At 59.8% G+C, this 13,999-nt stretch carries 12 protein-coding genes; all 12 read right to left on the minus strand.

Annotated elements, in window-relative coordinates; all coding sequences use genetic code 11:
- Window positions 1–33: 33 nt before the first annotated feature.
- Window positions 34–1,887, minus strand: coding sequence for an NADH-quinone oxidoreductase subunit L (nuoL, locus tag ACYZTK_RS25325; protein ID WP_462012324.1), 1,854 nt, complete (start codon window positions 1,885–1,887; stop codon window positions 34–36).
- A complete protein-coding gene (gene nuoK / locus ACYZTK_RS25330) occupies window positions 1,884–2,192 on the minus strand; it encodes an NADH-quinone oxidoreductase subunit NuoK (RefSeq protein ID WP_010458852.1) in 309 nt (102 codons plus the stop codon). Before nuoK ends, nuoL begins: the two co-directional genes overlap by 4 nt.
- Window positions 2,193–2,194: 2 nt before the next feature.
- Window positions 2,195–2,698 carry an NADH-quinone oxidoreductase subunit J gene (nuoJ, locus tag ACYZTK_RS25335; RefSeq protein WP_462012325.1) on the minus strand — a complete coding sequence of 168 codons (504 nt, stop codon included), beginning with the start codon at window positions 2,696–2,698 and terminating at the stop codon, window positions 2,195–2,197.
- A gap of 9 nt (window positions 2,699–2,707) precedes the next feature.
- Window positions 2,708–3,256, minus strand: a complete 549-nt coding sequence (gene nuoI, locus ACYZTK_RS25340) for an NADH-quinone oxidoreductase subunit NuoI (RefSeq protein ID WP_462014973.1) — start codon at window positions 3,254–3,256, stop codon at window positions 2,708–2,710.
- Between the two features lie 9 nt (window positions 3,257–3,265).
- Window positions 3,266–4,273, minus strand: coding sequence for an NADH-quinone oxidoreductase subunit NuoH (nuoH, locus tag ACYZTK_RS25345; RefSeq protein ID WP_462012326.1), 1,008 nt, complete (start codon window positions 4,271–4,273; stop codon window positions 3,266–3,268).
- The gene (gene nuoG / locus ACYZTK_RS25350; protein ID WP_462012327.1) at window positions 4,270–6,984 is read right to left on the minus strand and encodes an NADH-quinone oxidoreductase subunit NuoG; all 2,715 of its coding nucleotides are present in this window, start codon (window positions 6,982–6,984) and stop codon (window positions 4,270–4,272) included. Before nuoG ends, nuoH begins: the two co-directional genes overlap by 4 nt.
- A gap of 138 nt (window positions 6,985–7,122) precedes the next feature.
- Window positions 7,123–8,478, minus strand: coding sequence for an NADH-quinone oxidoreductase subunit NuoF (gene nuoF / locus ACYZTK_RS25355; protein WP_462012328.1), 1,356 nt, complete (start codon window positions 8,476–8,478; stop codon window positions 7,123–7,125).
- Complete coding sequence (gene nuoE, locus ACYZTK_RS25360) at window positions 8,475–8,972, minus strand: NADH-quinone oxidoreductase subunit NuoE (RefSeq protein WP_461954785.1); 498 nt, start codon at window positions 8,970–8,972, stop codon at window positions 8,475–8,477. The genes nuoF and nuoE overlap by 4 nt, the downstream gene beginning before the upstream one ends.
- Before the next feature lie 2 nt (window positions 8,973–8,974).
- A complete protein-coding gene (nuoC, locus tag ACYZTK_RS25365) occupies window positions 8,975–10,759 on the minus strand; it encodes an NADH-quinone oxidoreductase subunit C/D (RefSeq protein ID WP_462012329.1) in 1,785 nt (594 codons plus the stop codon).
- Window positions 10,760–10,831: 72 nt separating this feature from the next.
- Complete coding sequence (locus ACYZTK_RS25370; RefSeq protein ID WP_462012330.1) at window positions 10,832–11,506, minus strand: NuoB/complex I 20 kDa subunit family protein; 675 nt, start codon at window positions 11,504–11,506, stop codon at window positions 10,832–10,834.
- 10 nt (window positions 11,507–11,516) lie between these two features.
- On the minus strand, window positions 11,517–11,930 hold the full coding sequence (locus ACYZTK_RS25375; RefSeq protein WP_003223812.1) for an NADH-quinone oxidoreductase subunit A: 414 nt from the start codon (window positions 11,928–11,930) through the stop codon (window positions 11,517–11,519).
- 517 nt (window positions 11,931–12,447) lie between these two features.
- Entirely contained in the window at window positions 12,448–13,773 is a 1,326-nt protein-coding gene (gene aceA, locus ACYZTK_RS25380; protein WP_461954783.1) for an isocitrate lyase, read from the minus strand.
- Window positions 13,774–13,999: the final 226 nt, after the last annotated feature.

The raw sequence follows: 13,999 nt of genomic DNA on the forward strand, positions 1-13,999 counted from the left end.
TCAATTCCTTTCGCAAGTTCGCAAGGTTCATATTCAGACCGCTACCAGCACGATGGCGCCGATGACCAGCACGGAGCCGGCTGCCATCGAGGCCGCGTACCAACGCAGTTGACCGGTTTCGGTACGGCTCAGGGCGTTGTGGCCGCCCTTGGCCATACGTGGGATCAGGCCGATGGTCTGGTCCAGTGGGTCTTTGCGCAGTACGTGGCTGATCGCAAGGTATGGCTTGACGAACAGTTTGTCGTAGATCCAGTCGAAGCCCCAGGCAGCGAACCACCAGGCCGAAAGGAAGCGGCCGATGCCGCTGTTGGCGATTGCAGTGACGAAACGACGCTTGCCCAGGAACAGCAGCGCGGCCAGCAGGATCCCGGCCAGGGCGATGGCGCCCGAAGCGATTTCCAGGCTGTGCTTGGCTTCGCCGCCGGCATGGCCGACGCTTTGCGGCAGCACGCCGTGCAGAGGCGGAACGATCATCGCGCCGACGAAGGTCGACAGCACGATCAGCACCGACAGTGGCAGCCAGTGAGCGATGCCGTGACCCGCGTGCGCCTCGGTCTTTGCTTCACCGTGGAACGCGATGAAGATCAGGCGGAAGGTGTACAGCGAAGTCATGAACGCGCCGACCAGACCTGCGTAGAGCAGACCGTGGTTGCCGCTGGCGAACGCTTCCCAGAGGATTTCGTCCTTGGAGTAGAAGCCTGCGGTCACCAGTGGCAGGGCAGACAGTGCCGCACCGCCGACGATGAAGCTGGCGTAGGCCAGTGGCAGTTTCTTCCACAGGCCGCCCATCTTGAAGATGTTCTGCTCGTGGTGGCAGGCAACGATCACCGCACCGGAGGCAAGGAACAGCAGCGCCTTGAAGAAGGCGTGGGTCATCAGGTGGAAGATCGCGCCATCCCATGCGCCAACGCCCAGGGCCAGGAACATGTAGCCGATCTGGCTCATGGTCGAGTAGGCGAGGATACGTTTGATGTCGGTCTGCACCAGTGCAGCAAAACCTGCCAGCACCAGGGTCACACCGCCAACGATACCGACCAGTTGCAGGATGTCCGGGGCCAGCGCGAACAGGCCGTGGGTACGGGCGATCAGGTAGACACCGGCGGTCACCATGGTCGCGGCGTGGATCAGTGCCGAAACCGGGGTGGGACCGGCCATCGCATCCGCCAGCCAGGTTTGCAGTGGCAGTTGCGCCGATTTACCAACAGCACCGCCCAGCAGCATCAGGGTCGCCAGGACGATCCAGAAGTCACCGACCTGGAACTTCTGCGGTGCCACTACCAGCAGTTCCTGGATGTTCAGCGTACCCAGCTGCACGAACAGGATGAACAGGCCGATGGCCATGAACACGTCGCCGATGCGGGTCACGATAAAGGCCTTGAGTGCCGCGTTACCGTTGTTGCGGTTGCTGTAGTAGAAACCGATCAACAGATACGAGCACAGGCCCACGCCTTCCCAGCCGAAGTACAGGAACAACAGGTTATCGCCCAGGATCAGGAACAGCATGCTGGCGATAAACAGGTTGGTGTAGGCGAAGAAGCGCGAGTAACCGTCTTCACCGCGCATGTACCAGGACGCGAACAGGTGGATCAGGAAGCCGACGCCGACCACCACACCCAGCATGGTCACCGACAGGCCATCCAGGTACAGGGCGAAGTTCGGCGTGAAGCCTTCAACCGCCATCCACTGCCACAACACCTGGGTGTAGTGACCGCCTTCCGGCGGGGCGACGTTGAATTGCCAGATCACATAAGCAGTGACGATCGCCGACAGGCCAATGGAGCCGACGCCGATCAGCGCCGAAAGGTTTTCCGAAAAGCGTCCCCGGGAGAACGACAGCAGCAGGAAACCGATGAGTGGGAATACGAAAGTCAGATAGAGAAGATTCATCCGCGCATCTCGCTGGCAGCGTCGATATCGAGAGTGTGGAAGCGGCGATACAGCTGCAACAGGATCGCCAGGCCAATACTGGCCTCGGCGGCTGCCAGGCTGATCACCAGGATGAACATGATCTGTCCATCTGGCTGACCCCAGCGGCTACCGGCAACGATGAAGGCCAGGGCGGAGGCATTCATCATGATCTCCAGGCTCATCAGCACGAAGAGTATGTTGCGGCGGACCATCAGGCCGACCAGACCGAGGCAGAACAGGATGCCGGCAACCGCCAGGCCATGTTCCAAGGGGATAGCAGGCATCGTCATTGCTCCTTGGCTTCGTTGCGGCCCAAGTGGAATGCCGTGACGGCTGCAGCAAGCAGCAGCATCGAGGCAAGTTCGACCACCAGCAGGTACGGACCGAACAGGGTGATACCCACGGCCTTGGCTTCTACGGTGGTGTGGCCGATGGCCTGGCCGCTCTGATCGGCGAACAGCACATACAGCAGTTCAACCAGCAGGAGCACGCCAAGAATGGTTGGGCCGAGCCAGATACCGGGCTTGAGCCAGACGCGCTCTTGCTGAACCGAGGCCGGGCCAAGGTTGAGCATCATCACCACGAACACGAACAGCACCATGATGGCGCCAGCGTAGGCGATCACCTCCAGGACACCGGCAAACGGTGCGCCGAGGGCAAAGAACGTCATGGCCACGGCGATCAGCGAAATGATCAGGTAGAGCAGGGCGTGCACGGGGTTGGTGTGAGTGATCACGCGAAGCGTGGCCACTACAGCGATACCCGATGCGAAATAGAAAGCGAATTCCATCTTTCTTCCTTAAGGCAGCAAGCTCTTCACGTTGATCGGTTCGGCTTCATTTTGCGCGGAGCCTTTCGGCTTCCCGGCAATCGCCATACCTGCAACACGATAGAAGTTGTAATCAGGGTTTTTGCCGGGGCCGGAGATCAGCAGATCTTCTTTCTCGTAAACCAGGTCCTGACGTTTGAACTCGGCCATCTCGAAATCCGGTGTCAGCTGGATCGCGGTGGTCGGGCAGGCTTCCTCGCAGAGGCCGCAGAAAATGCAGCGCGAGAAGTTGATGCGGAAGAAGTCCGGGTACCAGCGACCGTCTTCGGTTTCAGCTTTCTGCAGCGAGATGCAGCCAACCGGGCACGCCACGGCGCACAGGTTGCAGGCTACACAACGCTCCTCGCCATCGGGGTCGCGGGTCAGGACGATACGGCCACGGTAGCGCGGCGGCAGGTAGACCTGCTCCTCCGGGTACTGCAGCGTGTCGCGCTTGCGGAAGGCATGGCCGAAGATCATCACCAGGCTGCGAAGCTGGGTGAAGAAGCCAAGCACGATGTCAATAATGTACTTCATGATTCTCTATCCTCACTGAGCCGCGACGGCGGGCGTGTTGAGCAACACGATCGCAGCGGTCACCAGCATGTTGACGAGGGTCAGCGGCAAGCAGAACTTCCAGCCGAAATCCATCACTTGGTCATACCGTGGGCGCGGAATCGCGGCGCGCAGCAGGATGAAGATCATGATGAAGAACGCGGTTTTCAGCGCGAACCAGATGAACGGGATCTGCGGCAGAATGCCGAACGGGCCATGCCAGCCACCGAAGAACAAGGTCACCAGCAGCGCCGAAATCAACACGATGCCGATGTACTCGCCAACGAAGAACATGCCCCATTTCATGCCGGCGTATTCAATGTGGTAACCGTCGGCCAGTTCCTGTTCCGCTTCCGGCTGGTCGAACGGGTGACGGTGAGTCACGGCGACGCCAGCGATGAAGAAGGTCAGGAAACCGAGGATCTGCGGAATGATGAACCACATGTTTTGCGCTTGGTATTCGACGATGTCGCGCATGTTGAACGAGCCGGCCTGGATCACGATGCCCATCAGCGACAGGCCCATGAACACTTCGTACGACACGGTCTGTGCCGAGGCCCGCAAGCTGCCCAGCAGGGCGAACTTGTTGTTGCTCGACCAACCGGCGAACAGCACCGCGTAGACCGACAGGCCAGCCATGGCGAAGAAGAACAGGATGCCGATGTTGATGTCCGCCACGCCCCAGGTCGGGGTGATCGGGATGATCGCGAAGGCAATCAGCAGGGCGCTCATGGCCACGACCGGTGCCAGGGTGAAGATCATCTTGTCGGCGAACGGCGGAGTCCAGTCTTCCTTGAAGAACATCTTGATCATGTCGGCCGCGATCTGGAACGCGCCGAACGGGCCGACGCGGTTCGGACCGTAACGGTCCTGCCAGAGGGCGAGCAGACGACGCTCGACCCAGCTCAGCAGCGCGCCGCACACCACCACGGCGAGCAGAATCACGATGGCCTTGAGGACCGCGATGATCACGTCAATCACTTCAGGCGTGAACCAGGTCATTGAGCTGCCTCCTGCAGACCGTCAACGGATTTGCCGAAAATCGCCGGTGGAATACCGGCGATGCCCGCTGGCAATGCCACCAGACCGGCACCCAGCTCTTCATTGATACGCAGTGGCAGACGCAGGGTCTGGCCGGCAACGTTCAAGCTCAGCAGGGCACCTTCGTTGACACCCAGGCGATCGGCTTCGGATTTGGCCAGGGCGACGTAGGCGGCTGGAATGCGCTCTTGAACCGGCGCGGCCTTGGAAGAGTTCTCTTCGCTGCCGAACAGATGGAAGAACGGCACGACCTGCCAGGTACCTGCAGCCGGGTTGAACGCACGAGGAACGGCGGCAAACCAGTTCAGCGCATCACCATTGCTTTCGATCAGGCGGGTGCCCGGGTCGCCAGCGCGGATATGACCACCGACTTCGTCCTGGAACTTGTTCCAGGCCTGCGGCGAGTTCCAGCCCGGAGACCAGGCAAATGGCACTTGCTGACGTGGTTCGGCCGAGCCCGAGTAACCTTCCATCGAGAAGTTGAACGCGGTGTCGTTGTCCTGCGGGGTACGCGGTTCGTGCACGCTGATATCGGCGCGCATGGCGGTACGACCGGAGTAACGCAGCGGTTCACGGGCCAGTTTCATGCCCTTGATGCGGAACGCGGCGGATGGAGCGGCATCAACGATACGCGCCAGTTGCGGCGTGCTCGAAGCGACGGCAGCGGTAACGTGGTCCAGTTGGGTCCAGTCGATCGGCTGGTTCAACAGGGTCGCGCGCAGGGCATGCAGCCAGCGCCAGCCTTCGTGAACCAGGATGCTGGCATCCATGTACTTCGGATCGAACACCTGGAAGAAACGCTGGGCGCGGCCTTCCTGGCTGACCAAAGTACCGTCGCCTTCAGCGAAGCTGGCGGCTGGCAGAACCAGGTGCGCGCGATCGCTGGTGGCGGTTTTCTGATGGTCGGCGACGATCAGCACTTTCGCGGCGTTCAGGGCAGCATCGACCTTGGCCTTGTCAGTGCGGGTGTACAGGTCGTTTTCCAGCACGACGATGGCATCAGCCTTGCCGTCGATAACGGCTTGCAACGCGTCGTCGACCGAATCACCACCGAGCATGGCCAGGCCGAGGCTGTTGGCCTCTGGCACGATCAGGCTGATGGAACCGTTCTTCTCGCGCAGCTTCAATGCTTTGGCGATGTTGGCGGCCGCTTCGATCAGCGCCTTGGAACCCAGCGAAGTGCCGGCAATGATCAGCGGACGTTTGGCCGCGAGCAGGGCGTCGGCAATGCGCTGAGCCAGGTCGAGGGCTTCAGTGTCGAGGCCTTCAACCGCTGGGGCGCTGGCATCGAGGGCGTGAGCCACAGCGAAACCGATGCGCGCCAGATCGTCCGGAGCCGCGTGAACGCATTCTTCGGCGATATCGTCGAGCTTGGTTTCAGCCAGGCTGGCGATGAACAGTGGGTTCATCTCGTGCTGGCCGATGTTCTTCACCGCAGCGTCGAGCCACGGCTGAACGCGCATGGCGTCGGCCATGTCTTCGGCTTTGCCCTTGACCGATTGACGCAGGGACAGCGCCATACGGGCGGCAGTCTGGGTCAGGTCTTCACCAAGGACGAAGATCGCGTCGTGGTCTTCGATGTCGCGCATGTTCGGGATCGGCAGCGGGCTGTCTTTCAGAACCTGCATGACCAAGCGGATGCGATCCAGCTCGGCGGCTTCGATACCGGAGTAGAAGTGCTCGGCACCGACCAGTTCGCGCAGTGCGAAGTTGCTTTCAAGGCTGGCACGGGGCGAACCGATACCGACGATGTTGCGTCCGCGCAGCAGGTCGGAGGCTTTATCCAGCGCTTCGTCGAGCGTCAGCTTGGCGCCGTTGGCCAGCAATGGCTGACGTGGACGGTCTTCGCGGTTGACGTAGCCATAGCCGAAACGGCCACGGTCGCACAGGAAGTACTGGTTGACCGAACCGTTGAAACGGTTTTCGATCCGACGCAGTTCGCCGTAACGTTCACCCGGGGAGATGTTGCAACCGCTGGAGCAGCCATGGCAGATGCTCGGCGAGAACTGCATGTCCCACTTGCGGTTGTAACGCTCGGAGTGAGTCTTGTCGGTGAACACACCGGTCGGGCAGACCTCGGTGAGGTTGCCGGAGAACTCGCTTTCCAGGGTGCCGTCTTCAACGCGACCGAAGTACACGTTGTCGTGGGCGCCAAACACACCGAGATCGGTGCCGCCGGCATAGTCTTTATAAAAGCGCACGCAGCGGTAGCAAGCGATGCACCGGTTCATCTCGTGGGAAATGAACGGGCCCAGTTGCTGGTTCTGGTGAGTACGCTTGGTGAACCGATAACGGCGCTCGTTGTGGCCGGTCATCACGGTCATGTCTTGCAGGTGGCAGTGACCGCCTTCCTCACAGACCGGGCAGTCGTGGGGGTGGTTGGTCATCAGCCATTCAACGACGCTGGCGCGAAACACTTTCGCTTCTTCGTCGTCGATGGAGATCCAGCTGCCGTCGGTAGCAGGGGTCATGCAGGACATGACGATCCGACCGCGCTTGTCATTTTCGTCGGTGTACTGCTTGACCGCACACTGGCGGCAAGCGCCAACGCTGCCTAGGGCGGGGTGCCAGCAGAAATACGGGATATCGAGGCCTAGCGACAGACATGCCTGTAACAGGTTGTCTGCCCCATCGACTTCGAGCTCTTTGCCGTCTACGTGGATAGTGGCCATGGTTCAAAGTTCTTCGTTGGCCCGGTGTCAGCGGGCGTGGCTAATGGAATCTTGTTATTCGTGCGAATCAGAACAGCCTCGAAAGGCGTCATCGAACGAGAAGGCGAAGGGCACGGACCCTTCGCCTTTTTTAAGCGTTTACGCGCCGACTACGATCGGCCTGGCCAGAGGCGGGACGGCGGCGCTGGTGGGCGCGATGCCGGCTTCGAACTCGTGGCGGAAGTATTTGATCGCGCTGCCCAACGGCTCCACGGCGCCCGGTGCGTGAGCACAGAAGGTCTTGCCCGGGCCGAGGAAACCGACCAGACCCAGCAGGGTCTCGATGTCGCCGGCTTGCCCTTCACCGTTCTCGATCGCGCGCAGGAGCTTGACGCTCCACGGCAGACCGTCACGGCACGGGGTGCAGAAACCGCACGACTCACGGGAGAAGAACTCTTCCATGTTGCGCAGCAAGGACACCATGTTGACGCTGTCGTCGACCGCCATGGCCAGGCCGGTACCCATACGGGTGCCCACCTTGGCGATGCCGCCGGCATACATTTGTGCGTCGAGGTGTTCCGGCAACAGGAAACCGGTGCCGGCGCCGCCTGGCTGCCAGGCCTTGAGCTTGAAGCCATCGCGCATGCCGCCGGCGTAGTCTTCGAACAACTCGCGGCCAGTGACGCCGAACGGCAGTTCCCACAGGCCCGGGTTCTTGACCTTGCCGGAGAAACCCATGAGCTTGGTGCCCATGTCTTCACTGCCTTCACGGGCCAACGATTTGTACCAGTCCACGCCGTCGGCGATGATCGCCGGGACGTTGCACAGGGTTTCAACGTTGTTCACGCAAGTCGGCTTGCCCCACACGCCAACGGCGGCAGGGAAGGGCGGCTTGGAGCGCGGGTTGGCGCGGCGGCCTTCGAGGGAGTTGATCAGTGCGGTTTCTTCACCGCAGATGTAACGCCCGGCGCCGGTGTGGACGAACAGCTCGAAATCGAAGCCGCTGCCCAGGATGTTCTTGCCCAGCAGGCCGGCTGCCTTGGCTTCTTCTACCGCACGGTTGAGGTGCTTGGCGGCGGTGGTGTATTCGCCACGCAGGAAGATGTAGCCACGGTAGGTTTTCAGCGCGCGAGCACTGATCAGCATGCCTTCGATCAGCAGATGGGGCAGTTGCTCCATCAGCATGCGGTCTTTCCAGGTGTTCGGCTCCATTTCATCCGCGTTGCACAGCAGGTAGCGGATGTTGATGGATTCGTCTTTCGGCATCAGGCCCCACTTAACACCCGTGGGGAAGCCTGCACCGCCGCGGCCTTTGAGGCCGGCGTCTTTCACGGTCTGGACGATGTCGTCCTGGGCCATGTCGGCGAAGGCTTTACGCGCTGCCGCGTAACCGTTCTTGGCCTGGTACTCGTCGAGCCACACGGCCTCGCCATCGTCACGCAGGCGCCAGGTCAGCGGGTGGGTCTCGGCCGACCGCTGGATGCGGTTGGCAGGACCGAAGGAAGTCAGGGTCATACGTAGCCCTCGAGCAATTTGGCAACGCCGGCAGGCTGCACATCACCGAAAGTGTCGTCGTCGATCATCAACGCCGGCGCCTTGTCACAGTTGCCGAGGCAGCAGACCGGCAGCAGGGTGAAACGACCGTCGGCGGTGGTCTGACCCAGGCCGATGCCCAGATTGCTCTGGATTTCGCTGACCACCGATTCATGGCCGCCGATGTAGCAGACCATGCTGTCGCAGACGCGAATGATGTGACGACCAACTGGCTGACGGAAGATCTGGCTATAGAAAGTGGCCACCCCTTCAACGTCGCTGGCCGGAATGCCGAGCATCTCGCCGATGGCGTACAGGGCGCCATCAGGCACCCAGCCACGTTCCTTCTGGACGATCTTCAGGGCTTCGATCGACGCCGCGCGCGGGTCTTCGTAGTGATGCAGCTCGTGCTCGATGGCCGAGCGCTCGGTTTCACTCAAGGTGAAACGGTCTGTCTGGATAAGCGTGCTGTTCATGCTTAGCGGTCCACGTCGGCCATAACGAAATCGATACTACCCAGGTACGCAATCAAGTCCGCGACCATGCTGCCTTTGATCACCGAAGGGATCTGCTGCAGGTGCGGGAAGCTTGGGGTGCGAATCCGGGTGCGGTAGCTCATGGTGCCGCCATCGCTCGTCAGGTAATAACTGTTGATGCCCTTGGTCGCTTCGATCATCTGGAAGGATTCGTTGGCCGGCATGACCGGGCCCCACGAAACTTGCAGGAAGTGCGTGATCAGGGTCTCGATGTGCTGCAGCGTGCGCTCTTTCGGTGGCGGCGTAGTCAGCGGGTGATCCGCCTTGTACGGGCCTTCCGGCATGTTGCGCATGCACTGCTCGATGATCTTGATGCTCTGGCGCATTTCTTCGACGCGCACGATGCAACGATCGTAGGCATCGCCATTGACCGCCAGCGGCACTTCGAACTCGAAGTTCTCGTAACCGGAATACGGGCGCGCTTTACGCAGGTCGAAGTCGCAACCGGTCGAACGCAGGCCTGCACCCGTGACGCCCCATTCAAAGGCTTCCTTGGTGTTGTACGCCGCGACGCCGATGGTCCGGCCTTTGAGGATGCTGTTGTCCAGGGCGGCTTTCTGGTATTCGTCCAGACGCTTGGGCATCCACTCGACGAAGTCCTTGACCAGTTTTTCCCAGCCGCGCGGCAGGTCGTGGGCGACGCCACCGATGCGGTACCAGGCCGGGTGCAGACGGAAGCCAGTGATGGCTTCAATCACCGTGTACGCCTTCTGGCGGTCGGTGAAGGTGAAGAACACCGGGGTCATGGCGCCGACGTCCTGGATATAGGTACCCAGGAACAGCAGGTGGCTGGTGATCCGGAAAAACTCGGCCATCATGATGCGGATGACGTCGACCTTCTCGGGCACCTTGATGCCGGCCAGCTTCTCGACGGAGAGCACGTACGGCAGGTTGTTCATCACGCCGCCGAGGTAGTCGATACGGTCGGTGTACGGAATGAAGCTGTGCCAGGACTGACGCTCGGCCATCTTCTCGGCACCACGGTGGTGGTAACCGACATCAGGCACGCAGTCGACGATCTCTTCGCCGTCCAGCTGCAGGATGATGCGGAACGCACCGTGCGCAGAAGGGTGGTTCGGACCTAGGTTGAGGAACATGTAGTCCTCGTTCACCCCGGACCGCTTCATGCCCCAGTCTTCAGGCTTGAAGCGCGCGGCTTCTTCCTCAAGCTGTTGTTTGGCCAGGGTCAGGCTGAACGGATCGAACTCGGTGGCACGGGCCGGGAAGTCCTTGCGCAGCGGGTGACCTTCCCAGGTCGGCGGCATCATGATGCGGGTCAGGTGCGGGTGACCTTTGAAGTCGATCCCGTACATGTCCCAGACTTCACGCTCGTACCAGTTGGCGTTTGGCCAAATGCTGGTGACGGTCGGTACGCTGAGGTCGCTCTCGGACAAGGCGACCTTGATCATCACGTCACTATTACGTTCGATCGACATCAGGTGATAGAACACGGTGAAGTCAGCGCCGCTTGGCAGGCCTTGACGCTTGGTGCGCAGGCGCTCGTCCACGCCGTGCAGGTCATAGAGCATGACGTACGGCTTGGGCAGGTTGCGCAGGAAGCTCAGGACTTCGAAGAGTTTGGCGCGGGCAACCCAAAGCACCGGCATGCCAGTGCGGGTCGGCTGGGCGGTGAACGCCTCGGGGCCAAAACGGTTGTTCAGTTCGACGACCACATCCTGGTCGTCTGCCTTATAAGGCGGGATGTACAGAGCACTGCCTGTAGTCATGGTTATTTATCGCTTTCGGTCAACGTAAAGAATGAAGCCAGTTTCTCGTTCTATTAAAGAAGCAGATCTGGATCAGACTTCGTCGGGGCTGCGCAGGTTGGTGACTGCGATTCGCTGTTCGCGGCGCTGTTCCTTTTGCGAAGGCATCTCGGCGCGGTACACGCCTTGATCACCGACGACCCAGGAAAGCGGACGACGCTCCTGTCCAATCGACTCCTGCAACAGCATCAGGCCTTGCAGGAAAGCTTCAGGACGAGGCGGGCAGCCAGGCACGTAGACGTCCACGGGCAGGAACTTGTCCACCCCTTGAACGACGGAGTAGATGTCGTACATGCCACCGGAGTTGGCGCACGAACCCATGGAGATAACCCATTTCGGCTCGAGCATTTGCTCGTAGAGACGCTGAATGATCGGCGCCATCTTGATGAAGCAGGTACCGGCGATAACCATGAAATCCGCCTGGCGCGGTGATGCCCGGATAACCTCGGCGCCAAAGCGCGCGATGTCGTGGGGCGCCGTGAAGGCGGTGGTCATTTCCACGTAGCAGCACGAAAGACCGAAGTTATACGGCCACAGGGAGTTCTTGCGCCCCCAGTTGACGGTGCCGTTAAGCACGTCTTCGAGCTTGCCCATGAAAATGTTTTTGTGGACTTGATCTTCTAACGGATCGGCGACGGTTTCCCGCTCGCCAATCGGGTACTGCTCGTTAGGAGCATCGGGGTCGATCCTGGTGAGATTGTATTGCATTGCCAAAGCCTCATTGTTTCAGCTTCGCCTGCCGCTTGCGACGAGCTTCCGGAGCCCAATCAAGAGCGCCCACTCGGAACAGGTAGACAAGACCTGCCAACAGAATTGCTATGAAAACGAGAGCTTCGACGAATCCGGTCCAGCCGCTTTCGCGGACGGACACAGACCAGGCAAAGAGAAAGAGGGCTTCGATATCGAAGATCACGAAGAGCATCGCGACCAGATAGAATTTGGCTGAGAGCCGCAAGCGGGCGCCACCTGTAGGTAGCATGCCGGACTCGAACGGTTCGTTTTTGCTGCGGCCCCAGGCTTTTGACCCAAGGAGGCTGGAGACGCCAAGCATGAAGGCGCAGAGGCCGACGACGCCCAGAAGGAAAATGGCAAAGCCCCAGTTGTGGGCCATGAGTCCTGTCGCTTCGGGCATGCTGGAAATCCTTAACAGAGAGCAAAGGTCTCTGAGCTTGAAATAGAAACAACGCAGTGACGATATGTCGCAGCAATCAATCCCGCTGATTTTATGGCACATCAACCCGCAAGTAAAATTCCTATAGCGAAATTATTTATAGGAATAAGGACATTGGCTACGCCAAAGGTGCCGGAGGCCATGCGTTGCGGGCATTAGCCGGCTTTTCATCAATATTGTTTTGTATGAAATGTAACGAACATAGTTTTGCATGAATGATAATCACTATTGTTTGCCGGGGTTTTTAAAGTGTTTGTCGAGTGGTGGGTTGAGAAGTTGTCTTATATCGGGGTTGTTGCGTAGGAGGCACGTAGGAGCTGACGAGTGAAACGAGGCTGCGATCTTTTGATTTTGTTTTTGAGAGGCAAGATCAAAAGATCGCAGCCTGCGGCAGCTCCTACGGGTTTGCGGTGTAGGGGAAATCCCAGGCAAAAAAACGCCCCGAACCAGTCGGGGCGTTAGCAGTGCATGAATCAGATCAGTGGAACTGTTCTTCTTCAGTCGAACCGGTCAGCGCGGTAACCGAGGACGAGCCACCTTGAATCACGGTGGTCATGTCGTCGAAGTAGCCGGTGCCCACTTCCTGCTGGTGAGCCACGAAGGTGTAACCCTTGGAAGCGTCTGCGAACTCCTGCTCTTGCAGTTTCACGTAGGCAGTCATGTCGTTGCGGGCGTAGTCGTGCGCCAGGTTGAACATGCTGTGCCACATGTTGTGAATGCCGGCCAGGGTGATGAACTGGTGCTTGTAGCCCATGGCGGACAGTTCGCGCTGGAACTTGGCGATGGTCGCGTCGTCCAGGTTTTTCTTCCAGTTGAAGGAAGGCGAGCAGTTGTACGACAGCAGTTGGTCCGGGTATTCCTTCTTGATCGCTTCAGCGAAGCGACGAGCCTCGTCCAGATCCGGCTTGGCGGTTTCGCACCAGATCAGGTCGGCGTATGGCGCGTAAGCCAGACCGCGGGAGATTGCCTGGTCGAGACCAGCGCGCACTTTGTAGAAACCTTCCTGGGTACGTTCGCCAGTCACGAACTCTTTGTCATACGGATCGCAATCGGAAGTCAGCAGGTCAGCTGCGTTAGCGTCGGTACGGGCCAGAATAATGGTCGGAGTACCGGCAACGTCAGCTGCCAGACGAGCAGCGGTCAGCTTCTGTACAGCTTCCTGGGTAGGAACCAGTACCTTGCCGCCCATGTGGCCGCATTTTTTCACGGAAGCCAGCTGATCTTCGAAGTGAACGCCGGCGGCGCCTGCTTCGATCATGCTCTTCATCAGCTCGTAGGCGTTCAGTACGCCGCCAAAACCGGCTTCGGCGTCAGCCACGATCGGTGCGAAGTAGTCGATGTAGCCTTCGTCGCCCGGGCCTTTACCGGCTTTCCACTGGATCTGGTCAGCACGACGGAACGAGTTGTTGATGCGCTTGACCACGGTTGGAACCGAATCCACCGGGTACAGCGACTGATCCGGGTACATCGATTCGGCGGAGTTGTTGTCCGCAGCAACCTGCCAGCCAGACAGGTAGATCGCTTGGATACCGGCTTTGACTTGTTGTACAGCCTGGCCGCCGGTCAGGGCGCCCATGCAGTTGACGAAATCTTTATCTGGACGGAAGGACGGCTTGGCACCCTGGGTGACCAGGTTCCACAGCTTCTCGGCGCCGAGTTTTGCAAAGGTGTGCTCAGGTTGAACTGAGCCACGCAGGCGGACGACGTCAGCAGCGGAGTAAGCGCGGGTCACGCCTTTCCAGCGCGGGTTTTCAGCCCAGTCTTTTTCGAGGGCTGCAATTTGCTGTTCGCGTGTCAGTGCCATGGAGATAAACCTCGTCGCGTCTTTTACGGAAAGTTGTTCTGCGGTGGAAAATTCATGCGCTCGCCGACCAGAAGCTTAGGTGGTCAAGTCGGATTCGGCGGGACTGGCGACGGGATGAACGATGGGCTCGAGGGGAAGTGAGCAGGTAAGGGCGAACTGGCGAACGCATTCGGGCATCGTGGGCCGTGGTGCAGACTTCAGTGTGGAGCCGGGTTACCTAATTACG

The sequence above is a fragment of the Pseudomonas sp. LB3P31 genome, assembly GCF_054897945.1.

Bases quoted from the DNA above. Each gene is read 5' to 3' on its own strand.
- nuoE (WP_461954785.1), bottom strand. From the start codon at position 8,972: ATGAACAGCACGCTTATCCAGACAGACCGTTTCACCTTGAGTGAAACC.
- ACYZTK_RS25370 (WP_462012330.1), bottom strand. From the start codon at position 11,506: ATGCAATACAATCTCACCAGGATCGACCCCGATGCTCCTAACGAGCAG.
- nuoK (WP_010458852.1), bottom strand. From the start codon at position 2,192: ATGCCTGCTATCCCCTTGGAACATGGCCTGGCGGTTGCCGGCATCCTG.
- nuoC (WP_462012329.1), bottom strand. From the start codon at position 10,759: ATGACTACAGGCAGTGCTCTGTACATCCCGCCTTATAAGGCAGACGAC.
- aceA (WP_461954783.1), bottom strand. From the start codon at position 13,773: ATGGCACTGACACGCGAACAGCAAATTGCAGCCCTCGAAAAAGACTGG.
- nuoJ (WP_462012325.1), bottom strand. From the start codon at position 2,698: ATGGAATTCGCTTTCTATTTCGCATCGGGTATCGCTGTAGTGGCCACG.
- nuoL (WP_462012324.1), bottom strand. From the start codon at position 1,887: ATGAATCTTCTCTATCTGACTTTCGTATTCCCACTCATCGGTTTCCTG.
- nuoG (WP_462012327.1), bottom strand. From the start codon at position 6,984: ATGGCCACTATCCACGTAGACGGCAAAGAGCTCGAAGTCGATGGGGCA.
- nuoH (WP_462012326.1), bottom strand. From the start codon at position 4,273: ATGACCTGGTTCACGCCTGAAGTGATTGACGTGATCATCGCGGTCCTC.
- nuoF (WP_462012328.1), bottom strand. From the start codon at position 8,478: ATGACCCTGACTTCCTTCGGTCCTGCCAACCGCATCCAGCGGTCGGCC.
- ACYZTK_RS25375 (WP_003223812.1), bottom strand. From the start codon at position 11,930: ATGCCCGAAGCGACAGGACTCATGGCCCACAACTGGGGCTTTGCCATT.